The sequence below is a fragment of the Paenibacillus durus genome (assembly GCF_000756615.1).
GTDB lineage: Bacteria > Bacillota > Bacilli > Paenibacillales > Paenibacillaceae > Paenibacillus_AQ > Paenibacillus_AQ durus.
In genome coordinates this window covers 1,302,886-1,325,499 of record NZ_CP009288.1, presented here as the reverse complement: position 1 = coordinate 1,325,499, position 22,614 = coordinate 1,302,886, and the positions used below count along the sequence as shown (strand labels likewise).

The 22,614-nt window shown below is 52.9% G+C and carries 17 protein-coding genes and 1 pseudogene; 5 read left to right on the top strand and 13 right to left on the bottom strand.

Features of this window, described 5'->3' with window-relative positions; genetic code table 11:
- Nucleotides 1-8 precede the first annotated feature (8 nt).
- Together PDUR_RS05990 and cls are read right to left on the bottom strand one after the other, a co-directional pair.
- A complete protein-coding gene (locus PDUR_RS05990; RefSeq protein ID WP_042205490.1) occupies nt 9-917 on the bottom strand; it encodes a YitT family protein in 909 nt (302 codons plus the stop codon).
- A 91-nt stretch (nt 918-1,008) separates the two neighbouring features.
- Nucleotides 1,009-2,439 (bottom strand): cardiolipin synthase, encoded by a 1,431-nt coding sequence (gene cls / locus PDUR_RS05985; RefSeq protein WP_042205489.1) that lies wholly within the window; start codon nt 2,437-2,439, stop codon nt 1,009-1,011.
- A 208-nt stretch (nt 2,440-2,647) separates the two neighbouring features.
- On the opposite strand from cls, the gene PDUR_RS30190 reads away from it, so the two are divergent.
- Nucleotides 2,648-3,805 (top strand): peptidoglycan DD-metalloendopeptidase family protein, encoded by a 1,158-nt coding sequence (locus PDUR_RS30190; RefSeq protein WP_330217240.1) that lies wholly within the window; start codon nt 2,648-2,650, stop codon nt 3,803-3,805.
- A 154-nt stretch (nt 3,806-3,959) separates the two neighbouring features.
- Here PDUR_RS30190 and PDUR_RS05975 read toward each other — a convergent pair whose 3' ends face one another.
- The 6 genes from PDUR_RS05975 to PDUR_RS05950 all read right to left on the bottom strand — a co-directional run bounded on the left by PDUR_RS05975 (nt 3,960) and on the right by PDUR_RS05950 (nt 14,699).
- Nucleotides 3,960-4,751, bottom strand: coding sequence for an ABC transporter permease (locus PDUR_RS05975; protein ID WP_407944286.1), 792 nt, complete (start codon nt 4,749-4,751; stop codon nt 3,960-3,962).
- Nucleotides 4,735-5,661, bottom strand: a complete 927-nt coding sequence (locus PDUR_RS05970; protein ID WP_042205487.1) for an ABC transporter ATP-binding protein — start codon at nt 5,659-5,661, stop codon at nt 4,735-4,737. Before PDUR_RS05970 ends, PDUR_RS05975 begins: the two co-directional genes overlap by 17 nt.
- Nucleotides 5,662-5,880: 219 nt before the next feature.
- Nucleotides 5,881-6,426 (bottom strand): hypothetical protein, encoded by a 546-nt coding sequence (locus tag PDUR_RS05965; RefSeq protein WP_042205486.1) that lies wholly within the window; start codon nt 6,424-6,426, stop codon nt 5,881-5,883.
- Nucleotides 6,427-6,605: 179 nt separating this feature from the next.
- Nucleotides 6,606-11,201, bottom strand: coding sequence for a glutamate synthase large subunit (gene gltB / locus PDUR_RS05960; protein WP_042205485.1), 4,596 nt, complete (start codon nt 11,199-11,201; stop codon nt 6,606-6,608).
- A 347-nt stretch (nt 11,202-11,548) separates the two neighbouring features.
- Nucleotides 11,549-13,903 (bottom strand): YhgE/Pip domain-containing protein, encoded by a 2,355-nt coding sequence (locus tag PDUR_RS05955; RefSeq protein ID WP_042205484.1) that lies wholly within the window; start codon nt 13,901-13,903, stop codon nt 11,549-11,551.
- Between the two features lie 211 nt (nt 13,904-14,114).
- Nucleotides 14,115-14,699 carry a TetR/AcrR family transcriptional regulator gene (locus PDUR_RS05950; RefSeq protein WP_042205483.1) on the bottom strand — a complete coding sequence of 195 codons (585 nt, stop codon included), beginning with the start codon at nt 14,697-14,699 and terminating at the stop codon, nt 14,115-14,117.
- A 279-nt stretch (nt 14,700-14,978) separates the two neighbouring features.
- Here PDUR_RS05950 and PDUR_RS05945 point away from each other — a divergent pair, with 279 nt between their 5' ends.
- Nucleotides 14,979-16,166, top strand: coding sequence for a UDP-N-acetylglucosamine--LPS N-acetylglucosamine transferase (locus PDUR_RS05945; RefSeq protein WP_042205482.1), 1,188 nt, complete (start codon nt 14,979-14,981; stop codon nt 16,164-16,166).
- Between the two features lie 78 nt (nt 16,167-16,244).
- Here the strand turns inward: PDUR_RS05945 and PDUR_RS05940 are convergent, their stop codons facing one another.
- The 3 genes from PDUR_RS05940 to thpR form a co-directional block, all read right to left on the bottom strand.
- The gene (locus PDUR_RS05940; protein ID WP_042205481.1) at nt 16,245-16,928 is read right to left on the bottom strand and encodes a metal-dependent hydrolase; all 684 of its coding nucleotides are present in this window, start codon (nt 16,926-16,928) and stop codon (nt 16,245-16,247) included.
- Between the two features lie 52 nt (nt 16,929-16,980).
- Nucleotides 16,981-17,934, bottom strand: a complete 954-nt coding sequence (locus PDUR_RS05935; protein WP_042205480.1) for a cell wall hydrolase — start codon at nt 17,932-17,934, stop codon at nt 16,981-16,983.
- 63 nt (nt 17,935-17,997) lie between these two features.
- The gene (gene thpR / locus PDUR_RS05930) at nt 17,998-18,606 is read right to left on the bottom strand and encodes an RNA 2',3'-cyclic phosphodiesterase (RefSeq protein WP_042205479.1); all 609 of its coding nucleotides are present in this window, start codon (nt 18,604-18,606) and stop codon (nt 17,998-18,000) included.
- Between the two features lie 280 nt (nt 18,607-18,886).
- On the opposite strand from thpR, the gene PDUR_RS30040 reads away from it, so the two are divergent.
- The gene (locus PDUR_RS30040) at nt 18,887-19,003 is read left to right on the top strand and encodes an NAD(P)-dependent oxidoreductase (RefSeq protein ID WP_269079201.1); all 117 of its coding nucleotides are present in this window, start codon (nt 18,887-18,889) and stop codon (nt 19,001-19,003) included.
- A 15-nt stretch (nt 19,004-19,018) separates the two neighbouring features.
- Nucleotides 19,019-19,330: pseudogene (locus PDUR_RS27810) on the top strand (NAD(P)-dependent oxidoreductase); the annotation flags it as partial.
- Here PDUR_RS27810 and PDUR_RS05920 read toward each other — a convergent pair.
- Together PDUR_RS05920 and PDUR_RS05915 are read right to left on the bottom strand one after the other, a co-directional pair.
- A complete protein-coding gene (locus PDUR_RS05920) occupies nt 19,265-20,215 on the bottom strand; it encodes a TRM11 family SAM-dependent methyltransferase (RefSeq protein WP_052410082.1) in 951 nt (316 codons plus the stop codon). The pseudogene PDUR_RS27810 and the gene PDUR_RS05920 overlap by 66 nt on opposite strands.
- A gap of 182 nt (nt 20,216-20,397) precedes the next feature.
- Nucleotides 20,398-21,807: a deoxyguanosinetriphosphate triphosphohydrolase family protein gene (locus tag PDUR_RS05915; protein ID WP_042205478.1), complete on the bottom strand. Its 1,410-nt coding sequence runs from the start codon at nt 21,805-21,807 to the stop codon at nt 20,398-20,400.
- 466 nt (nt 21,808-22,273) lie between these two features.
- Between PDUR_RS05915 and PDUR_RS05910 the strand changes: the two genes are divergently transcribed.
- A complete protein-coding gene (locus PDUR_RS05910; protein WP_042205477.1) occupies nt 22,274-22,477 on the top strand; it encodes a TOBE domain-containing protein in 204 nt (67 codons plus the stop codon).
- The last annotated feature ends 137 nt before the right edge of the window (nt 22,478-22,614 follow it).

The window sequence follows — 22,614 nt, the reverse complement described above, 5'->3', positions numbered from 1 at the left end:
TGCAAACTTTAGTGAATCGATTTCTTTTTGAAGCGCCCGCCTTTCACATCATGGATATTGCCGACAGCGACAAAAGCATCGGAATCCCAGTCTTCGACGATCGCCTTCATCTTGGCTTCCTCCAGCCGGGTTATGACAACGAAGATCACTTTCTTGCTATCGCCCGAGAAGCCGCCTTCCCCTTCCAGATAGGTCACACCCCGGCCAAGACGCTCCGTCAGTGCTTCGCCGATATCTCGGTACTTGTCGCTGATGATCCAGACCGATTTCGACTGGTCCAGACCTTCGAGGGTAACGTCGATCATTTTAAAGGCGATGTAGTATGCAATCAATGAGAACATCGCGTTATTCCAACCGAAGACAAATCCGGCTCCCGTTAAAATAAACAGATTGAAGAACATGACGACCTCGCCTACCGAGAATGGCAGTCTTTTCGCGATCAGAATCGCCACGATTTCCGTACCGTCCAGCGATCCGCCGTATCGCACCACGAGCCCGACGCCGACGCCGAGAATAACACCGCCAAATACCGCCGCAAGCAGGGGCTCCACGGTAATCGGCTGCACGGGATGCAGCATCTGGGTGCCGATCGACATCACGACGACCGCAAACAGCGTGGACAATGCGAAGGTCTTGCCGATCTGCTTGTAGCCGACAATAAGAAAAGGAAGATTAAGAAGTGTCAGTAAAATGCCGAGGGGAATGTGAAAAATATGCGACAGCATAATGGATATGCCTGTAATGCCGCCATCGACCATCTGGTTTGGAACGAGGAAAATCTCCAGCGCTACGGCCATCATGCTTGCCCCGATCAGCATCATTACGGCCCGCTGTGCCAGTTTGGCTGTCTTGATCGTCCCGGTCTTCCGGGGTTTATTAGGTTCTTCTTTAACTAATGCTTGTGGACTCGTACCCATTAAACTCCCCCTATCCTTATCGAAATTTTTATCTAAGTTTCTTATATTATATCATATTGTTATATACGATAATGAATGATCAGTTTTTCTCTCACAGAAGAGGCGAAAGCAAGCTGCAAATCTCTTCTGCTGCGCGCGCAAGCTTCCCCCGTTGGCGGAAAAGGTCAGGGTCGATCGCCTCGCTGCCCTCCAGATCGCGCCGGAACTGGTCAGCCAGCTCTTCGATGCGCTGCGGCTGAAGCAGAATCGCCGACAGTTCGAAATCGGAATAGAAGCTGCGCATATCCATATTCACGCTGCCTACGGAAGCCAGCAGACCGTCGGCAATCCACACTTTAGCATGCATAAAGCCTTTCCGGTAGCGGTAAAATTTCACGCCGGCATCCAGCAAATTATCCAAATAGGACAACGAGGCGTAATATACCAATGCGCTGTCAGGCTTGGACGGAATCATAATCCGTACATCCGCTCCGCGCAGCACCGCGTTTTTGAGCGCTCTCAGAATTGCCGGGTCCGGGATAAAATAAGGTGACGCGATCCAAATCCGGCTCTTTGCCGCGCAAATCGCCGCAAAAATCATAGCCTGATTGGCGTCGATATCGCCGTCCGGCCCGCTCCCTATAATCTGCACTCCCTCATCGCCCCCGCAGCCATGAACAGGAAACATGCGCGGATGGCTCAGACGTTCTCCGGAAACCAGCTGCCAGTCCTTCAGAAACACATGCTGCATAAAATAGACGGCGTCACCCTCCAGACGCAGATGGGTATCCCGCCAAAATCCCATTTTCGGATCTTTGCCCAAATACTCGTCTCCGATGTTAATTCCGCCGGTAAAGCCGACGAGACCGTCCACAATCAGGATTTTACGATGATTGCGGTAGTTGAACCGCCCACCGAACAGGGAAGCAAGCGGCGGCAGGAAAAAATGCGTCTCAACCCCGGCGCTCGCCAAAGGGCGCAGAAAACGCCGGCCCAGCTTGCGGCTGCCGAGCCCATCGCACAGCAAGCGGACTTTTACACCCTGCCGGGCTTTGCGGATCATGACGTCCTGAAATCTCTCCCCGGTGGCGTCATCGCGGAAAATATAAAATTCCAGATGAATATGCTCTGACGCCGATTCCATCGCTTGCAGCATGGATTCATAGGCTTCGCCCGCATTAACCAGTATCCGGCTCGCATTTCTGCCCGTGACCGGACTTTCCGACAGCCCGTCCAATAGGTGCAGCAGTTCCTTACGGCCGGTTAATTCCGGATTCCCGGTGTCCTCCGTGCGGGTTATGATCCGGCTCCGCTCGGCGGCATAATCATGAAGCGCCCGGCGAGTAGCTGCTGGATGAGCTTTAAGCTTACGGATCTTTCTGTAATCCCTGCCCAAGATGTAATAGATCAGCAGACCAAGAGGCGGGCAGCAAAAAAGCAGAAACAACCAGGCGATAGCTCTTTGAGGACGGCGATATTCCAGAACCAGGATCACCATGATTTGAACAATAAATAAGCATAACGCCGCAGTGAATATTTTCATGCCGTCTTTAGTCTCCTTTGCTATAGTCCGCCGTCTTCAGGCATGGCCATGTAAGCTTCATAAGTACAAGATTCACCTAACTCTCCCGCTTTATTCAATCAACAAGCATGTCATGATCCCGCCGATACACGAATACATAGAGTAATAGGAAGAAGAGAGAAGCATGAAAGGCGTGAAGCTTGCAATCCGGATACGGAAAGGAGACGCTATGAAAAGCCAATCGGACAAGATTACCCTGCTCGTCATCCGGGATGCCGGGAATCCGGTCAGAAAGATCCAAATTTCCAAACCAATGGCCGTGGCCCTGCCGGCTGCAGCCGTCCTATCCCTGTCGAGTCTAATCAGTTCCATGCATTATCATGCCTCTCGCTCCATACAGGAGCTTGAGGCGGAAGCCGCCGCGCTGTCCTCGCAGAATGTTCGGCTGGAAGCATCGATCGCCGATAAGGAGAAAGCGCTGCAGTCGGTGCAGAGCGAAGCCTTGAGGCTTGTGGAAGAAGCGAAAGGGATCAAGGATCAGTTAAAAAGCGCAGACGCTCTGCAGCGGGAATTGCAAGGATTGGTCAGCAAACCCAAGGGAGCATCTTCTGCCGGCAAAGAAGCGGCTGCGGGAGAATCAGGGGGAGAAGCGATACCGGTTCCCGATCGAACGAAAGAGGTCCCTGTCGCCGTCGCCCAGCCCAACAACGGAACCTTCTCCCTGCCCATGACACAGGCAAAATCCGCGTCCCCTTCAGCGATCACCATCCGCATCGGAGCTTTTCACGCCGCCATCGAGCATACGCCGGCTTTACGGATAGGAGGAGAATATATCGCCTCTTACAGCAGCCCAGGGGAGGTTCCGGCCGTCCGGGAGACAAAGGATGAGCTTACGGAAATTAGGGGCATGCTCGAAGAGATGGTCCGCAGCCTTTCAGGTACGGTGCTGGAAGCCCAAAAAGCGGACACCGCGCGGCTTCAGCGGGAGGAGGCGCAGGCTCTTCTGTGGCCCACCTCATCTCGAATGATTTCCTCAAGCTTCGGCTACCGTACCGATCCCTTCAAAGGAAGCTCCGCTTTTCACGCCGGAATCGATATCGCTGCTCAAGCAGGCGATGTGGTGTTAGCCGCTCAGGGCGGCAAAATCGCTGCCGCGGAACAGTCCGCTGCGCGTGGCAATTATATTGTGATCGACCACGAGAACGGGCTGCAGACCTTATATATGCATCTCAGCAGCCTGGATGTGTCGGTCGGCGACAATGTTGCCAAAGGCCAAACAATCGGACGGGTCGGCAGTACCGGACGGAGCACCGCCCCCCATCTGCACTTTCAAGTGGTCAAACAGAATAAGAGCGTCAACCCTTTATCTTATATCAAACAAGATTGAATACGGCTATGGCGATAGCGCGGAGGAATAGACCGTTAGGGGGATTGAAGAGATGCCTAACGTCCCGGGTAAATATAAAAACCGCCCGCTCTTTGTACGAGCGGACGGTTCAAATGCGCAGGGAAGCGGGCCCGTTTCCCTGTTTATTTTCCGGTCAACCGGCAACGTCTCTGCGATTGAACACAATCCAGGACAGCAGCAGAAACACGGCATAATAGGCGGCAAGCACCGCAATGGAGAACCCCAGCGTCGCCCCTCCCGGCCCCGTATTCGAGGCCAGATAGCCGCTAAGATCCATATGGCTAAACGGCAAATAATTCGCCCATTCGTAATGATCGGGATTGAAGAAGCCGATGAAAAGATTTTTGACAAATATAATGAACAGCGACAGGCCGATCGCCAGCCCGCTAGCGCGGAATACGCTCGAAACCATGAAAGCAAGCGCAGCGGTCAGGAACAGCTCCACATACCGGCATAAGACGAACATCGCGCTGAACATTTCCGGACTCCAGCCGCTCTGAGTCATGGTTTCACTGCCGGAAGGCAGCAGAATCAGCGAGGCGGCGTAAGCGCAAACTACCAACAGTACAGTCGTAAGCACGCTGAACAGCACCATGGAAATGTACTTAGACAGCAGAATTTTCGAGCGGCTCCAAGGCCGGATCAGCAGCAGCTTAATCGTACCCCAAGAGAATTCCCCCGCCACGGCGTCCGACGCGATAACTACGGTAAATATCATATTCAGATAAAAGATGACGCTCACCGTAATCTGAAAGCCGTTCCACATTCCAGGCCGGCTCTCAGCCGAGCTGCTAACATACATGAGCACAGGTATCAGGACACTGAAAATCGCCAGCAGAAGCAGCATGATCCAGGTGCGGGCCCGGCTGTATATTTTTATATTCTCATTATGTACAAGCGAACTAAACTTACTCAATGCCCTCACCTCCAGTCATTTCCAGGAATTGATCCTCCAGTGAGACTACGACCTCTTTGATGCCGTATACTTTGACGCCGCCGCTCACAAGCTTCGCGTTCAGGTCCGGAATAGCCTCTCGAACCGTCTGCACGACAATTCCCCCCGCATCCTTCACCGTCCCGCCGATCAGTCCTTGAGCGGTCTGGGCATTATCTACCTCGAACACAAACTCCCTGCCATGCGCCTGAGCGCCCTCCTCGCTCTTCAACTGGCGGACATCGATCAGCTTCCCGTTCTGAATGATTGCGACGCTGTCGCACATAAGCTCCATTTCGGACAGCAAATGGCTGGAGACGAACACGGTCGTCCCTTCCTCCCGGCATAACCGCCGCAGGTAATCCCGGAGCTCCCGTATACCTTGAGGATCAAGCCCGTTGGTCGGTTCATCGAGGATTAGCAGCTTCGGCCGATGAAGCAGCGCCTGGGCTACTCCGAGCCGCTGGCGCATGCCGAGCGAATAGCTCTTCACCTTGTCGTTGATACGGCTGCCCAGTCCGACAAGCTCAATGACTTCCTGAATACGCTGTTTGGTCACGCCGCTGACCATTCGCGCATACTGCTTCAAATTCTGGTATCCGGTTAGAAACTTGTACATCTCCGGATTCTCTACAATGGCCCCAACCTGGGCAACCGCTTCTTCAAAATTAGTCTTGATGCTTCTGCCGCCGATTACAATATCACCCCGGCTAATCGAGATCAGTCCAACCATCATCCGAATGGTGGTCGTCTTCCCTGCGCCGTTCGGCCCGAGAAAGCCGAAGACCTGTCCTGCCGGAATGTCGAGCGTCAAATCGCCAACCAGCGTTTTTGAACCGATTCTTTTGGTTACACCAAGAAGCCTGGCAACCGGTTCCGTTGCTACCGCATTTACTGTCATTATTGTCCCATCCTTCCTTCATGTACTTTCGGCGGGCATGCCTATATAAAGGTTAGACGCCTCTTTCTGCAATAAACCTGCAAAAAAATCAAAAAATGTCTAACGCCGCGCACTTCACACAAAAACAGCCCGGCGGTATTTCCCCCGAAGCTGTCTAAATCGTGAATTTCGATTTTGAAATGACAACTTATTTTTTAACAATGAATTCCTTAAATGTGTTCACATCAAATGTATCACCCTGTACAAGCCATTGCCCATAACATAAAAAAGAGTCAGTATGCCGTCTATGGGAATCCGTTTAGTTTCCTTCCCTTCCTGATCCAAAAATAAAAGGTTCAACTTATAGTTTAATAAGATAGTATTTTCCCTCTTCTCTCTGAGATCACATTGAAGGTCTACCGGCTTTAACGAAACCTTCTGTTTATCAGCGACTTTCAAAGGCAAGATGGTGTAACGAGTGCTCGACGCCTTTTCGTAAAATTGTTCCGTTAAATAAGGTTTAATTGCTGCATTTCGCTGCTCCACTGATTCAGCCGACAAAATATCCTCGGAAGCCTTGATTTCATACTCAGCATTTTTGTATTTCTCCGCTGCTTTAACAGCATCGTTTACTTCTGCGGCAGCTATGTCTTTAGTCGAAGAATTACTGCTTTCATTTGCTGCAGCTGTGCTTTCGGGCCCAGTATTGGGCGCTGATGCATTGCATCCTGTCATTAGCGCAAGTGAAAGGGAAATTGTGCTTAACAGCCATTGGAATTTCCGCATAGTAGTCCCCTGTACTTCTGAAATGGAAATATTTACGTTAATATTACCATATTTTATACTATAAAATCCATTTGAAGGCTGTATTTTCTGTGCTCATTATGTGAACGTCAAAAAAGCGGCAGACTCGAAGCTTTACTCCGGTCTGCCGCTGCTGTATTTATATTATGTTGTCCGGTGACTTAACCGCCTACCCGCGCCAGTTCGCGCATATTCGCTTCGAACGCAGCCATCATAGCAGCTTCGCCGGTCAGACCGCTCTCCTCCACCTTGCGGATTTGGTCCATCATCCGTTTGTAATCCTTCGGAATAACGCGGACGAATTTCGGAAGATTATCCTGCCAGCTATCCAGCACACGCTGTCCGAGCGCACTGTTCGTCAGCTCCGTATGACGGACGATCATGCTGTGCAGCTCTTCGATTTCTTCCTGTTCCTCAACACGCTCCAGCAGCACCATTTCCAGGTTGCAGCGGTTGATGAACGTATTGTCCGGATCGAATACATAGGCGATGCCGCCCGACATTCCCGCCGCGAAGTTGCGTCCGGTTCCGCCCAGGACGACGACGCGTCCACCAGTCATGTATTCGCAGCCGTGGTCGCCCACGCCTTCAACGACAACCTTGGCGCCGGAGTTGCGGACCGCGAAGCGTTCGCCGGCAATGCCGCTGATGTAGGCTTCGCCGCTGGTCGCTCCATAGAATCCCGTGTTGCCGACAATGATGTTCTCCTCGGCGGCAAACGTCGCTTTCGGAGACGGCTTAACGATCAGCTTGCCTCCGGAGAGTCCTTTGCCGATGTAGTCATTCGTATCGCCTTCAACCGTAATCGTAATACCTTTCGGCATGAAAGCTCCAAGACTTTGACCGGCAGAACCGGTGAAGTGCAGGCGGATCGTATCCTCCGGCAGTCCGGCGGCGCCGTATTTGCGCGTCACTTCGCTGCCCAGAATCGTACCGACGGCGCGGTTAACGTTCGTAATCGGCAGGGATGCTTCCACAGCCGTTCCATTTTCAATCGCCGCTGCAGCAAGCGGAAGCAGCTTGGATACATCCAGCGTCTCTTCCAGCCCGTGATTCTGCTTCTTGCTGTTGAAACGCGTGCTGCCTTCAGGCAGCTGCGGCGTGTGCAGCAATCCGCTGAGATCGACGCCTTTCTTCTTCCAATGATACGAAGCCTGAACAGCGTCCAGACAGTCGGTGCGGCCGACCATTTCTTCAATGGTGCGGAAACCCAGGCTCGCCATAATTTCGCGCAAATCCCGCGCAACGAAAGTCATAAAGTTAACGACATGCTGCGGATCGCCGGCAAAGTTCTTGCGAAGATCCGGATTCTGTGTTGCTACGCCAACCGGACAAGTGTCCATTTGGCAGACACGCATCATGATACAGCCCACAGCCACCAGCGGCGCTGTAGCGAAACCGAATTCTTCGGCGCCCAGCAGTGCAGCTACAGCCAAGTCGCGGCCGCTCAGCATTTTGCCGTCCGATTCCAGCACGACCCGGTCGCGGAGATTGTTCAGCATCAGCGTCTGATGCGTCTCGGCAAGACCCAGTTCCCACGGAAGGCCGGCATGGCGGATGGAGTTCATCGGCGATGCGCCGGTGCCCCCGTCGTATCCGCTGATCAGAATAACGTCGGCGCGGCCCTTCGCCACACCTGCGGCAATCGTTCCGACACCAACCTCGGATACGAGCTTCACATTGATGCTCGCGCGCGGATTGGCATTCTTCAGGTCATAAATCAGCTCCGCCAAATCCTCGATGGAATAAATGTCATGGTGAGGAGGCGGCGAGATCAGACCTACGCCTGCCGTGGAACCGCGAACCTCGGCAACCCAAGGATATACCTTGCGTCCCGGAAGCTGTCCGCCTTCGCCCGGCTTTGCGCCTTGAGCCATCTTGATTTGAATCTCATCGGCGTTCACCAGATAATTCGAGGTTACACCGAACCGGCCGGATGCGACCTGCTTGATCGCACTGCGGCGGGAATCCCCGTTGGCATCCGGAGTAAAGCGCGCCGGATCCTCCCCGCCTTCGCCCGTATTGCTCTTGCCGCCGATGCGGTTCATCGCAATGGCCAGCGCCTCATGCGCTTCTTTACTGATCGAACCAAAGGACATGGCTCCGGTCTTGAAGCGTTTCATGATCGATTCCACCGGTTCCACTTCTTCCAGCGGAATAGGTTCGCCTACCGGCTTGAACTCAAGCAGGGAACGGAGCGTCTGATGCTTCTTGCTCTCGCCCTGAACAAGCGCCGAATATTCCTTGTACATATTGTAATCACCGCTGCGGACGGAATGCTGGAGCAGATGAATCGTCTGCGGGTTGAACAGATGATCCTCCCCGTCGCTGCGCCATTGATATTCGCCGCCGGAATCCAGCACCTTGTCTTTGCCGTCCTTGTCGGAGAAGGCGCGATTATGATGTGCAAGTGTCTCCATGGCTACTTCCTCCAGGCCGATGCCGCCGATGCGGGAAGGAGTCCAAGTGAAGTAGCGGTCCACGAAATCGGACTTCAGGCCAACTGCTTCAAAGATTTGGGCGCCGCGGTAAGACTGGATCGTGGAGATGCCCATCTTGGACAAGATCTTGACGACGCTCTTCGTTGCCGCTTTGATATAGTTCTTGACGGCCTTCTCGTGCGATACGCCTCTCAGCAGGCCTTGGGAAATCATGTCGTCCAGGCTCTCGAATGCCAGGTACGGATTCACGGCGCTGACGCCGTAGCCGAGCAGAAGCGCGTAATGATGCACTTCGCGCGGTTCGCCGGATTCCAGCAGAATCGTAACCTTTGTCCGGGTACCTTGGCGGATCAGATGGTGATGCAGGCTCGATACGGCAAGCAGTGCCGGAATAGCTGCATTTTCACGATCTACTCCGCGGTCGGACAGAATAAGAATATTATGGCCCTTCTCGATCACGCGGTCAGCCGCTTCGTTCAGACGGTCAAGCGCGGTCCGCAGCCCTTCGGCTCCCAGCTCGGCCGGGAATAGTGTCGGAATGGTCATCGACTTGAAGCCTGCGCGCCGCACGTGACGGATCTTGGCGAAGTCTTCATTGGACAGAATCGGCGTTTCCAGCGCAATCTGTCTACAGCTTTCCGGTTCCGGATTCAGCAGGTTGCGCTCCGGCCCGATCGTCGTTATCGTCGAAGTTACCAGTTCTTCGCGAATGGCGTCAATCGGCGGGTTGGTTACCTGGGCGAACATTTGTTTAAAGTAATTGTAAAGCCGCTGCGGGCGGTCGGACAGCACCGCAAGCGGAGCGTCATAGCCCATGGAGCCTACCGCTTCGGCGCCGCTGGAAGCCATCGGCTCCAGCACCTTGCGCAGGTCCTCGAACGTGTAGCCGAATGCCTGTTGAAGCTGCTGAACGTTGTCATGCTTCGGATTAGGCAGTTCGGGAGCTTCCGGAAGCTCGCTCAGGCCGATCAGATGCTCGTCGAGCCATTCACGGTAAGGATGCTCGGAAGCGATTGCCGCCTTCACTTCCTCGTCGGAAATAATGCGGCCTTCCTTGGTGTCGACCAGCAGCATGCGGCCCGGTCTCAGGCGGTCTTTGTATAGAACGTTCTCCGGCGGGATATCCAGTACGCCCGCTTCAGAGGACAAAATAATCAAATCGTCTTTCGTTACATAATAACGCGAAGGCCGCAGCCCGTTACGGTCAAGAATCGCGCCGATCTGCACACCGTCGGTGAAGCCCATGGCGGCAGGCCCGTCCCACGGCTCCATCAGTGTGCTGTGGTATTCATAGAACGCCTTCTTCTTCTCGTCCATACTGTCATGATTGCTCCACGGCTCGGGAACCATCATCATAGCCACATGAGGCAGGGAACGGCCGCTCAGGTACAGGAACTCAAACGTGTTGTCGAACATCCCGGTATCGGACCCGTCCGGGTTGATAATCGGCTTGATCTTCTCCAGATCGCTGCCGAACACTTCGCTCTTGAACAGCGACTGGCGGGCATGCATCCAGTTTACGTTGCCGCGCAGCGTATTGATCTCACCGTTATGGATCATGAAGCGGTACGGATGGGCACGCTCCCAGCTCGGGAACGTATTGGTGCTGAACCGGGAATGGACAAGCGCAATCGCCGATTCCAGTGCTTCGTTCTGCAGATCGAGATAGAACGGACCGACCTGCTCGGTAGTCAGCATTCCTTTATATACAATTTTGCGGCAGGACAAGCTCGGCAGGTAGAAGGAAGCGCCTTCTTCCGATCCGCTGTAGCGGATGGCGAGCTCCGCCCGTTTGCGGATAACGTACAGTTTGCGTTCAAAGGCAAGATCGTCTTGAATATCGGCGGAACGGCCGATAAATACTTGACGAACATAAGGCTTGGCGGCTTTCGCCGTCTTGCCCAGCATTTCGTCGTAGGTTGGCACATCGCGATATCCGAGCACCGTCTGCCCTTCTTCGGCAATAATTTCACTCAGGGTGCGCTCATGCGCGGTGCGGATGTCTTCATTATGAGACAAAAAGAGCATGCCGACACCGTAACGGCCCGCTTCCGGCAGTTCAAAGCCGAGCGCTTTCGCTTCTTCGGAGAAGAACCGGTGCGGAATTTGCAGCATAATGCCCGCGCCGTCGCCGGAATTCGGCTCGCTTCCCTGGCCTCCGCGATGCTCCATATTGGCGAGCATGGTTAAGGCGTTGCTGACAATCTCATGCGATGGCTTACCTTTGATATGGGCAACAAAGCCCATGCCGCAGGCATCTTTCTCGAACTGGGGATCGTAAAGGCCCTGTTTAGGGGGCAGTTCTGTGTGTCTCATCTTACGCAACCTTTCTATAATAAAGTGGGGCATCATTAATAATTATTCAACGCAGATTGGTTATATTATTTTATCATCGACCTCACATGAGCGCAATTTAAACTTTTTTATTATGCTGATTAACATTAGCTTTTGCGACACAGCTTTACCGGATAAAAGCTTAAAAAATCTTATCTATGAATTTTTATGCATTACAACTGAATAAGCGCTTATTCATTGCAAACGTTTTATCCATGTAATATTTTTAGTCCCCATGTTGTGAAACCGTTTTATTTTCCTGCAATAACCAAAAAGCGCCCTTTACGGGCGCTCCGGTTAATAATACTTCAGCTGTCATAAATCAAGATTTATACAGACAAAACTTGTTCACTATTTATCTCTGTTTTTTCGTCACGTCCACGGCTAATGAAGTACAGCAGCGTGAATACGAGGAACACGGCGCCATAAATAGCCAGCGTACCTGCGTCGCTCCACATTCTGCCGTAATCGCCGGTGGAGATGACCGATCTGAAGCCCTGCACGCTGTAGCTCATCGGAAGCAGCGGATGAAGCGACTGCATCCATTTTGGAATGAGCTCCAGCGGGAAGGTACCTGCGCTTGTCGTCAGCTGAAAGATCAGCAGCACAATCGCCACGAATCTGCCCGGCTGATCCAGCCAGGTCACCAGGGCCTGAATCAGCCACATGAACGATAGGCTGGCGATAAAAGTGAAGGCGTAGAATCTAGGCACACTCTGAACCTCAAGCCCCAGTCCGTAAAGCATAATCGACGCTACCACAATAGATTGCAGAACGCTCATTGCGGAGAAAATAAGGGTACGGCTCGCAAACCGGTTAAACCGGGAAGCTTCCTCGACCGTAGTGGAACGCAGCGAGATAATGATTGTACACATCAACGCTCCGACGAACAGGCCCAGAGACAGAAAATAAGGGGCAAGCCCGGTGCCGTAATTCGGCACTTCGCTCAGCGTTTCCTGGTTTAGTTCGACCGGTTCGGCGAACATGCTGACAGTCTCGTCGGCAGCCTTGACGCCACCCGTCTTATCCGCCGCATCGTTCAGCTTGCCCGCAAGCTCCGACGAACCGGTCTTGAGATCGGCTGTCCCGTCCTTCAAATCTCCAGCGCCGTCGCTCAATTTCTGAGAACCTTCCGCAACCGAGCCGATCCCGCCGCCCAGCTTGGCGACGCCGGCTGCTAGCGAAGAGGCGCCCGCTTCCAGCTTGGCGCTTCCTGCCGCCAGCTTACTGCCGCCCGCTGCGGCGCTGCCAAGCTTGGCTCCGAACTGCTGCATCCCGGCCGCAAGCTTGCCGCCGCCGGTTGCCAGCGAAGCCGCGCCGGAGGCTAGCCGCTGCTGGCCTTCGGCCAACTGCTGGGCGCCGCCGCCAAGCTGCTTGGCGCCGCTGTTCAGCTGGCCTGCGCCGGCCGCAAGCTTCTGCGCGCCGTCATGCACCTGCGCCGCGCCCTGCGCCAGCTGCGCCTGGCCGCTGTGCAAATCGCTCGCGCCCTGAACCAGCTGCGCCTGGCTCTGCTGAAGCTGCGCGCTGCCGTCCGCCACCGCCTTGCTCGCGGCAATCAGCTTCTGCACATCGGCGCTCGCTGCCAGCTGCGGATTGGCCTGCGCCAGCTGCTGCAGTCCATCCGATACGCTCTTCGCGCCGGCGCTTACCTTCGCGCTGCCTTCAGCGGAGGCTTTAAGTCCGTCAGCCAGCTGCGCGCTGCCGTCCACGGAGGCGGTCAGTCCGGCCTGCAGCTTCGCGCTGCCATCCGCGACAGACTCCGCTCCGTTCTTTAGCTTCGAGCTGCCGTCCGCGACGGCTCCCGCTCCGCTCTTTAGCTGAGCTGCGCCTTGAGCTGACTGCTGCAGCCCGCCGCTTAGCTGCTTGGCGCCGGCCGCCGACTGCGCTGCGCCAGCCGCCAGCTGCTTATGGGCAGCGGACAGCTGATTCAGCCCGGAGGCAAGGGAACTGCCCCCCGTATGCAGCTCGGCGGCGCCGCTCTTGATCGCGGCGGCTCCCTGCTTCAGCGGCTGAATACCGCTCAGCAGCTTGCCCGCTCCTTCGGTCAGAACGACCAAATTATTTTTCAGCTTGGCCGCGCCATCGTCCAGTTGGCCCGCGCCGTCTGCAATTTTGGCCGCACCGTCGCTGGCTTCGCCAAGACCGTTTGAAATTTCGGTTATGTTATCAAACACAGAATTCGTGTACGCTTCCGTAATCTTTGCGGATACTTTGGCCTTGAGCTCCTTGGCTGCCGAACCCGCGATAGTGCTGGCGGTAAAATTCTCCCCCTGCTTGGGCTCGTATATCAGCTGTGCCGGCTTCGGATGATCATCCAGTACAGTCGCCGCATTGGCTGAGAAATTCTCCGGCACAATGATCGCCACATAATACTCGTCTTTATTCAGTCCCGCTTCCGCTTGTTCGCGGTTCACGAAGACCCAATTGAAATCCTTGCTCTTCTTAAGCTCCTCCACCAGATCTTGGCCGGCGTTCAGCTTAGTCCCCTCGTAATCGGCGCCCTTGTCTTCATTAACGATGGCGACCGGCATCTTATCCAGATTGCCGTAAGGGTCCCAAAACGCCTTCAAATACACCCCGCTGTAAAGCGTCGGAATGAAAAGCACGGCCAGGATGGTGATCAGCATCATCGGTTTCTTGAGCGCCGCACCCGCGTCTTTCTTAAAGACAGATAATGATTTCACTCCGGTTCTCTCCTTTATCCTTTTCTTTCGGTTTACGCAAATTAGCTTGTAATAATAACTGACTATTTTCCCCGATTGGTCAATTCAAGGGATAAAAAAATGCCTCTCGGCTCTTGCTATCGGTGCTCTCGGTGAATCTTGTTCTAGGTGAATTCCCGTTGATTCGGCAAACTTCAGGAGAGAATCGGCAAGAGACGCCTGACCCATTCCCTCACTTCGTTTGCTGTGCCAGTCCTTCGGCCAGAATCAGCCGGAAATACGATTTGATCTCTTCCTTGCTTAGAGGGGTATGCAATTTGTTAAGCTCGGCCGTCAGCGTAATATACAGTTTCAGCATAACCACCGATATAACCTTCGGATCACAAGGCTTAATTTCATTATGCCTGATGGCGTACTCCACCTCCCTTTCCAGATATGCGATGATGGCGCCCTCGATCTTATCGAGCCCTTCCTGCGCCTGTAGCGTGCCGAATTCGCGCTTTTCCTGGGAAAGCTTGATAATCAGTTCATGCTCTCTACGGAAGTCCAGCAGGGCGTCCAGCACACGCTGCAGGTTGTCAAAGAAAGGCTTGTCGCGCCTAATCTCCCGGTCGGCGATATTTTTCATCTCAAGAATAACCGAATGAAGAATCTCGTCAAACAACTGCTCCTTGTTCGAAAAAAATGTATAAATGGTGCCTTTGCCTACGTTCGCGATTTTGGCCACCTGATCCATCGTTGTCGCCTTATAGCCGAATAATGAAAAAGATTTGGCCGCCGCCTTAATCACCTGCTGCCTTCGATCCACCACCGCCATCTCCCGCACTTCCTTTCTGCAGCTTAATAAATGCCGGTCAAGCATACTGACTATTTTATGAATCCGGTCATTCAGTCGTTAATTAATTTACCACTTTGTGCGTCAGATTGCAATATGTTCCGAGTTGTTTTATTTTTTAGTTCTTGCAGTGTTTTAACTTTCTCTTTACGTCTTATTTGTATAATGTAAAAAGAGTACAGAATTTCTTAGAAAATATGGCGTATAGTAAATGTAACAGACTTGGCAACTCTATCGAAATCGAAAGTAGCGGGTGAAATTATGCGAAAGAAAAGAGTACTGCTGTTTTCGGAAGGCTTCGGCACAGGACATACAGGGGCCGCCTATGCTTTGGCTGAGGGCATTAAACGCCTCAATCCTGCGGTCCAGTGCCGGGTCATCGAGCTGGGCAAATTCCTGAACCCGACGGTGGCTCCATGGATTCTTTCCGCCTACCGCAAGACCGTCAGCAGCCAGCCCAAGCTATTTGGAATGCTGTACAAGACGCAATATCACAGATCGCTGAACCGGTTCACTAAACTGGCGCTGCACCGTGTTTTTTATGCACATGCCCGGCAAGTCATCGAGCAGCTTAAACCAGATCTTATTATATGTACACACCCTCTTCCTGCCGCCGTCGTTTCCAGGCTGAAGCATCTGGGGCTGAAAGTGCCGCTGTACACGCTGATTACCGACTACGACGCGCACGGCAGTTGGGTTAACGCTGAGGTGAACCGCTACCTCGTCTCCACCTCTCGGGTAAAGGCGATCTTGACGGGACGCGGCATTCCTTCCGATCAGGTAAAGGTAACGGGAATTCCTGTTCACCCCAAATTCTGGGAACGATCAAGCAGGGAGGCGCTCCGGCAGGAGCTGGGACTTGCTGATAAGCCCACCGTGCTGATTATGGGCGGCGGCTGGGGCCTGATGTTCGGCGAAGAAATCATGAACGCGCTGACGGCGAAGATTGATCATATCCAGCTCATTTTCTGTATGGGCAGCAATGATAAACTGGTGGACAAAATGCGCAGCGATTCAAGGTTCCGGCATCCGAATATTACGATTCTCGGATACAGCAGCGACGTCAACAAGCTGATGGACGCCGCCGATCTGCTGATTACGAAGCCGGGCGGCATGACCTGCACCGAGGCGCTGGCCAAAGGCATCCCTATGCTCTTCTATCAAGCCATTCCCGGGCAAGAAGAGAAGAACTCTCAATATTTCGTCGAGCTCGGATTGGCCGAGGTACTGGACTCCGAGACGGTTATAGACAAATGGTTCCGGCTTCTCCAGCGCGAATATGCAGAGCTTGAGAAGCAGCGCCGCCTCCGGCTCACCCCTGACCACTACCAGCCGCATCACTGCGCCGTAACGGTGCTGGAGATGCTGGGCAAGCAGGCGAAACTGGCTGGGGAGAACGGCTCAACGGCACAGACGCTTAGCGATAAAGCGGTGTACTCGACGCCTTAATTTATTGAATTTGGATATACCGCCAAAAAGGACGATCCGGCTGTTCGCCGTTCGTCCTTTTTTTGTTGCGGCCGCTTCCTAAATCTCCACGCTCTCTCCGGCTTTGAGCGGGAATCCGGTGATGCCCTCCTCCTTCAGCCGGTTGCAGAACTCCGCTCCGTCCTGTTCGATCACCGGGAAAGTATTATAATGCACCGGTATCACCTTGGCCGCCCGCAGCCAGCTCGCCGCCAGCAGCGCATCGTCCGGACCCATCGTCAGCACATCCCCTATTGGAAGCGCGGCGACATCGATAGCATTGCGTTCCCCAATCAGCCTCATATCCCCGAACAGCGCCGTATCGCCGGCATGAAACAGCGTTTTGCCTTCAAGGGTCAGCAGAATCCCTCCAGGCTCGCCTAGATAAATCCAGTAGTCGCCCTCCTGTATGGAGGAAGAGTGAACGGCAGGCGTATACTTAACGGTAAACCCGGAATAGGCAAGTTTGCCGCCTATGTTCATGTGCTTGACCTTCGCGCCTTTTATCCGGCAGTACTCGGCAAGCTCATAGACCGCGAATATCGGGCAGTCGTTGTTCTTGGCAATCTCAACCGCATCTCCGAGATGATCAGAGTGCCCATGGGTCAGCAGCACCGCATCAACCCGGATCTTCTCCGGAGCGATTCCCGAACCCGGATTTCCGGATAAGAACGGATCAATGATGATTTTTGCCTCAGGCGATTCAATCAGCAGCGCAGAATGACCGTAGTAAGTAATTTTCATGATTATTCCCTCCTCTACATAATAGTAGATTACCCCATTACGAGAAGATGAACTATCGATAAAAGCTATGATTTCCAATTTTTTCGGAAAAAGTCTGGGAATGGTGCACGGTAAGATCCTGGGCAAGCTTAAGCGAAAGGAAATAATAGGTATCGTCAGTAACTTCCTTAACCCCGGAGAGCGCGGCGGCAACAGCCCTGATCGAGTCCTGGTTTGGCTTTACCCGCTTCAGCCGCCCGTTGGCCACCGGACTAAACTGATGTTTCTGGTATATGACCGCTTTAATAGTATTGGGAAATTGGGCTGACCGCAGCCGGTTTAGAACAACGTTGGCAACTGCCACCTTGCCTTTGTACGGTTCGCCTTCTGCCTCTGCCATTACGATTTTCTGGAGCAGAAGCACCTCTTCTTCGGATACAGCGTAGCTCCGGGTGGATTGGTCGCGCTCTTCCCGGCTTAATAGCTTATTCCGTGAGAAGTAAAGTATTACGGGGAGATGTTTCCGGGTTACGGCAGTCTTCTTGTCCTTGGATTGGCGCGGCGCTGTCCCTGCCGCCGCCTTCCGTCTCGCTTCACGCGCATTCTGCGGATGCCTGATTGGTGCGGCTGCGGAGGCCTTGTTCTTAGCAATTACAGACGCCGAGTTGCTATTATCCTTCAGAACCAATTGTTTCACGCTCAGCCATTCGGAGGCGGGCGCAGGCTTCCAGGCGGTCACAAGCGCCTGGGGAACGACAGACAGTTCGGGATGGCTCTGCCGGACTATGGCGGCTCTGGCCTTGAGGGCCGGTTCCGCCGCCGGCTTGGTCCTCTCCCCCACGTTCACTGTGGTATCGCCAGCCTGCGGCGCAGATAAAAGCAGCGGCGACTGCAAACGGCCCACATAGACCTTGTCCCGCTCTCCGCTCAATCCGAGCTCTGGCAGCAGCAAAATTATCGCAGAGAAACACACCAGAATTACGCCGAGTAGCGGCAGCATCCAGCGGTTTTGTTTGAATATAGACATTTCAATCCTCCTAGTTTTTCGGCACATTCTTTTATATGTAACCTAAAAGGAGAGGTTTGAACACTACTTTTTAGAAATTGTTAATGTTTCGACAATTTCATACATCGGTTTTTTGTGCATTCGCGTAACAAAAAGAACCCATTCCTCGACTCTCCAGGACATGTCAAGTGCATCCGCTTCCTGCTTAAACGCATGAAGATATCCTGGGTCAAAAGCACGCTCTCCCCTATATTTACGAGCCAGCGTCACATGGGGCTTATAAGCGCGCTCCTCGGCGCGAAACCCAAGCGGCAGCGTAGCCGCCACGATCCGGCTATGCAATTCCTGCAGCCTGTCCGTCTCACCGCCCACTCCCGCCCACAGGACACGCGGAGCGGCCGGAGGCCCGAAGATGCCTGTTTCCTGCAAAGACAAGGTGAACGGCCTACAGTCCGCTGCCGCCCCCTTCAGCACCGACACAAGATCCGGAATGGACCGGGGGTCGGTATCGCCCAGAAACTGAAGCGTTATATGATAATCCTCTTCATGAGTCCATTTGGCAAAGGACAGCTCCCGTGAAAGGCTGCGGCACATGCCGCCTACGGCCCCGCGAAGCTCGGGCGACAATCTCACCGCAGTGAACAATCTTTCAGAAACCGCTTCGCCCGTACCGGCTGCCGGTTTATCATTCATCGTCTTTTCACCTTTTTCCGCAGATTTGATATTCTTTCTATATAAGATGAACTTAAGATTTTCCCATCAGATATCAGTCATAACTACGAGGAATGTTTGGACTTTCGGCCGCTGTTGTCCCCAGATTTCTTGATTCACACTGCTCTTCGCGGATGAAATCCGGAGACAAAGGCGGGCGCTATCGCTCCTACAGTTCCAAACTTCCCCTTCGTTATTACTTACCCTGATGTCATTTTTCAATTTCATCTTATATAGAGTACTTTGTTATGGAGGGAACATTGTGGCAAAATCCATTGTTTGTCTGCAGCCGCTCACCGATAAGACGCGCCATTTGTCTGACTCCTCCGTGTTCTCTGCATTTAAGGCGGGCGCCTACTATATTAATATTGGCCAATGAGGCACTACTGATACGGGAGCTTTGGCCGAAACGCTAAAGAACGGACGGCTTCGCGGCGCGGGCCTCGATGTATTCGAGACGGAGCCGCTGCCGGAGGATCATCTCCTGTGGGACATGAAGCAGGTCGTTATCACTCCTCATAACGCCGGCTTAACCGATTATTACGGCGACCGCCTTATCGATATTTTCACCGAAAATATGAAATCATATCTGGCTAATGGCGCTCCGTCCAAAAATGTGGTCGACTACCGACGAGCAATACTAAACGCACAGCCAAAGCGACCGCTTAAAGGACCCTTTGGACACAGTGCAGCCGCCTTTGATTGAAAAACCGGCCGCAGCGATACTCTCCTCTACCGGCTGTGTGGAAATAATAACCGCGCGGCCGGTTAAGCGGCGGAGCGTCTCCAGCATCTCCTTTGTATCGGTCGGCGAGAGAACCGAGCACAGATTATATGGCATATCCAGGACGGCCGCGTCAAAATGCCCGGACAGATTTCTCATATCGCCGAGAGTTACGATATTCTCCGGGTAGCCGAAATGGCGCAGATTCCCTCTCGCCCCCCGTACAGCGAGCGGATTCAGATCGCATCCGGCCATGTCCATGCCCATGGACAGCCCTTCGATCAGCACGCTCCCCATTCCGCAGCAGGGGTCAAGTATCCGCAGGCCTTCCGGACGCGAAGCCGCAATGTTGACGGCTGACCGGGACAGCACCACGCCGAGTCCCGTCGAATAGTTATGCGGCTTAACCTTGCGCCGCTGCCAGCTCCTGTCGCTCTCGCGGTACTCGCCCAGCAGAAGCACGCCCTCATGCATGACCAGACCGAACACGCGGTCCGGCGACCGCATGTCGGCCGTTCCGGATACCTGCCTGCCGACCCTCCTCTCCAGCTCTCTGCGCTCTTCATAGGTTCCGCCTCCTTCCTTGGGGCAGAACAGCTTGAAGGTCTCTCCTTCCCCAAGCCTGATCCCGCCTGCGAACTGCGCAATTTCCTCCTCCGAATCCGAAGCGCATAATATGTCGATTCTCCCCGATAAGAACGGGCTTCGGCTTGGATCAATCTTTTCCCGGGCAATAATCAGTCCAGGAGCTAGAATATCCCCCTGCAATAATACATCCAGCTCCAGAGAACACAGTCCGCTTTCATTCTCATGGCTGCGGTACATATACAAATAAGGCGTTAGTTTGTAATCCAAGTTGTAATCCAATCGGTATAGTCCCGCCTTTCGCGATTCATTTAAGAAACAGCAGGGCATTCCTCCCGCCGCCGCATTCTATTATACCTGAAAACGGGCCGCCGATTGCCGGTACAGCAATGCTATACGGCGGTACTATCAAATGCACACAAAAAACGCCCGCTCCATATTTCTACAGATCAGGCGTTAATTTGTTAATCCAGATCATAGATTGAGCCGACTTTAAGCCCGAACAGCTCATTGTAAATTTTCTCGGCAAAAGCATCGGTCATTCCGGCGATATAGTCGATCACCATATGCTCCCAGGTCCAAATCGGCCTTTGCTTACGCTGGTCCTTCTCAAAACGCTGCAACCAATCGGTAGGGATGATCGCTTTCGACGTATCGGGGTCGAGGAACGCCCCCCATAGCCTCCGTACAATCCACTCGCTGCGCTTTTGCAGCCGCTGAACGCGCAGATCGCGAATCATCGTCACCCAGGCAAAGCTTTTCAGTACGCTTACCGTACGCAGCAGGTCCTCGTCTTCTTTTCCTTCCTTGATAAAGGTAACCTTCTTCCAATCACCATCCGGTATGACGCCGAGGCTGGCGACAAAGGTGCTGACCCAGTAGGCTTTGACCTCGCGGCGGGTCCGGGAATAATCGTTCTCGCAGGTCGGCATTTTCTCCTTCCAGATCCGCAGGAATGAGTTCAGCACTTCTTCTACCTTTGGCCGGATCGCTTCCTCGGTCCATCCATGCCAGAAAGAATCCTCCAGCGTCATGATTTTCTCGACAATGAGCCTTAAAATATAAGGGTCGTGCATGAAGAATTCATGGACTTCAATCTTCCCGGCCTTGATGCCGTCCTCAAGGTCATGAGCGGAATAAGCGATATCATCGCATAAATCCATCAACTGGGCTTCGAGCGTCTTCTTCCCTTGCGGGATGCCCCACTCCGAGCGGATATGCGAGATATATTCGTATTCATGCAGATACATACCCTTTTTAAGCGTCGTTCCGGGAAAAGGATACTTATTGATTCCAAGCAGAACGGCATCGGACAGATTGAGTCCGTCGATGTTCTCGCGCTTCTCCAGGAACATGATGAGCCGGAAATTATGCGCGTTGCCTTCAAAATGCTCATACTTGGTTCTCATCTCATTGTAAATTTCGAGTTTACGTGCCGGGTCCGCCCCTGTTACCGCCGCCTTCTGCGCGGTTTTTTCCTCAATTAAGCGGTCCAGAATACTGTCGAGTACTTCTTCCCCTTTATGTCCGAACGGAGGATGACCGAAATCATGGGCAATCGCCGCACATTCGACCACCTCTGGATCAATGACCAGTCCCGGATTGCCGGCCTGCTCCATGCCCACTTCCGGATAAGAACGCAGCAGGCTCTTAGCGGCCTCCCGGGCAATTTGAGCCACCTCAAGCGAATGAGTTAATCTCGTCCGGTAATAATCCCCTGTACCTGCTCCGAATACCTGCGATTTCCCCTGCAGCCTGCGGAAGGTCGGCGAATGGATCAGCCGGGAATAATCGCGTTCATATACGGCCCTTGACGTCTCCAGGCGGGTAATCTCCGGATATTGGCGGTGTTCTCTTAGTTCATTCAGTTTCATGCTCCCCTACCCCTTATATGATGGCTATCTGTTTTTAATACTACATTATAATGCATCTTCGGCAAAAGTTTCACTAATCCCGGTTATATTTTTACGGTAAGCTGATCAAGCTGATCGCATGGGTAAAGCGGTCCGCTCTATTGCATAATCTTAAGATTCAATTTTTAGACACATATCAATTTTCCACTATTTAACTCTAATGTGTTTGAAAATTTATTAGTGTTCTATTATTCGGTCTTATTAACCCTTTATCGCCAAAATTTCCGATTTTTTAGGTCATGGTAAAGATTTTTCGCGAATTTTATCGATATTACTCAAAATACCTTGATTTTCCAAACATTATGTTGTATGATTTAACTATAGATATTATCATTTAGTTATATTTCGTTATAACTAATTATAATTAGACATCAAGATTTACATCACATACAACTCTTATTACCCAAAATTGAAAGGAGAATGTACAATGAAAATTAGTGCCAGAAACCAATTCGAAGGCCGTGTAGTAGCTATAGAGGCAGGACCAATCAATGCAAAGGTTGTTGTTGACACTGGCGGTCAAAAAATCACTTCCATTATCTCTTTGGATGCTCTTGAGGAACTCGGAATTAAAGAAGGGGCTACAGTTACCGCCTTCTTCAAAGCTTCTTCCGTCCTGTTGATGGCTTAAGGCGGGAAGCCGCTTTCCGAATAACAGATGTAAAAAGAACCGGACGTACATCACTTGCGTGTACATCCGGTTCTTTTTCAGTTCCCGGCACCCTTCAATAATTGCGTCGGGATAGAAAATAAGGTAGTCTTGTGTTA

What these genes read in the sequence shown, in the direction of transcription:
- thpR (WP_042205479.1), bottom strand. Translation starts at nt 18,606, where the DNA reads ATGAATGATAAACCGGCAGCCGGTACGGGCGAAGCGGTTTCTGAAAGA.
- PDUR_RS05970 (WP_042205487.1), bottom strand. Translation starts at nt 5,661, where the DNA reads ATGACAGTAAATGCGGTAGCAACGGAACCGGTTGCCAGGCTTCTTGGT.
- PDUR_RS05915 (WP_042205478.1), bottom strand. Translation starts at nt 21,807, where the DNA reads ATGAAACTGAATGAACTAAGAGAACACCGCCAATATCCGGAGATTACC.
- PDUR_RS05950 (WP_042205483.1), bottom strand. Translation starts at nt 14,699, where the DNA reads ATGGCGGTGGTGGATCGAAGGCAGCAGGTGATTAAGGCGGCGGCCAAA.
- PDUR_RS05990 (WP_042205490.1), bottom strand. Translation starts at nt 917, where the DNA reads ATGGGTACGAGTCCACAAGCATTAGTTAAAGAAGAACCTAATAAACCC.
- PDUR_RS30190 (WP_330217240.1), top strand. Translation starts at nt 2,648, where the DNA reads ATGAAAAGCCAATCGGACAAGATTACCCTGCTCGTCATCCGGGATGCC.
- PDUR_RS05910 (WP_042205477.1), top strand. Translation starts at nt 22,274, where the DNA reads ATGAAAATTAGTGCCAGAAACCAATTCGAAGGCCGTGTAGTAGCTATA.
- PDUR_RS05965 (WP_042205486.1), bottom strand. Translation starts at nt 6,426, where the DNA reads ATGCGGAAATTCCAATGGCTGTTAAGCACAATTTCCCTTTCACTTGCG.
- PDUR_RS05935 (WP_042205480.1), bottom strand. Translation starts at nt 17,934, where the DNA reads ATGTCTATATTCAAACAAAACCGCTGGATGCTGCCGCTACTCGGCGTA.
- cls (WP_042205489.1), bottom strand. Translation starts at nt 2,439, where the DNA reads ATGAAAATATTCACTGCGGCGTTATGCTTATTTATTGTTCAAATCATG.
- PDUR_RS05940 (WP_042205481.1), bottom strand. Translation starts at nt 16,928, where the DNA reads ATGAAAATTACTTACTACGGTCATTCTGCGCTGCTGATTGAATCGCCT.
- gltB (WP_042205485.1), bottom strand. Translation starts at nt 11,201, where the DNA reads ATGAGACACACAGAACTGCCCCCTAAACAGGGCCTTTACGATCCCCAG.
- PDUR_RS05945 (WP_042205482.1), top strand. Translation starts at nt 14,979, where the DNA reads ATGCGAAAGAAAAGAGTACTGCTGTTTTCGGAAGGCTTCGGCACAGGA.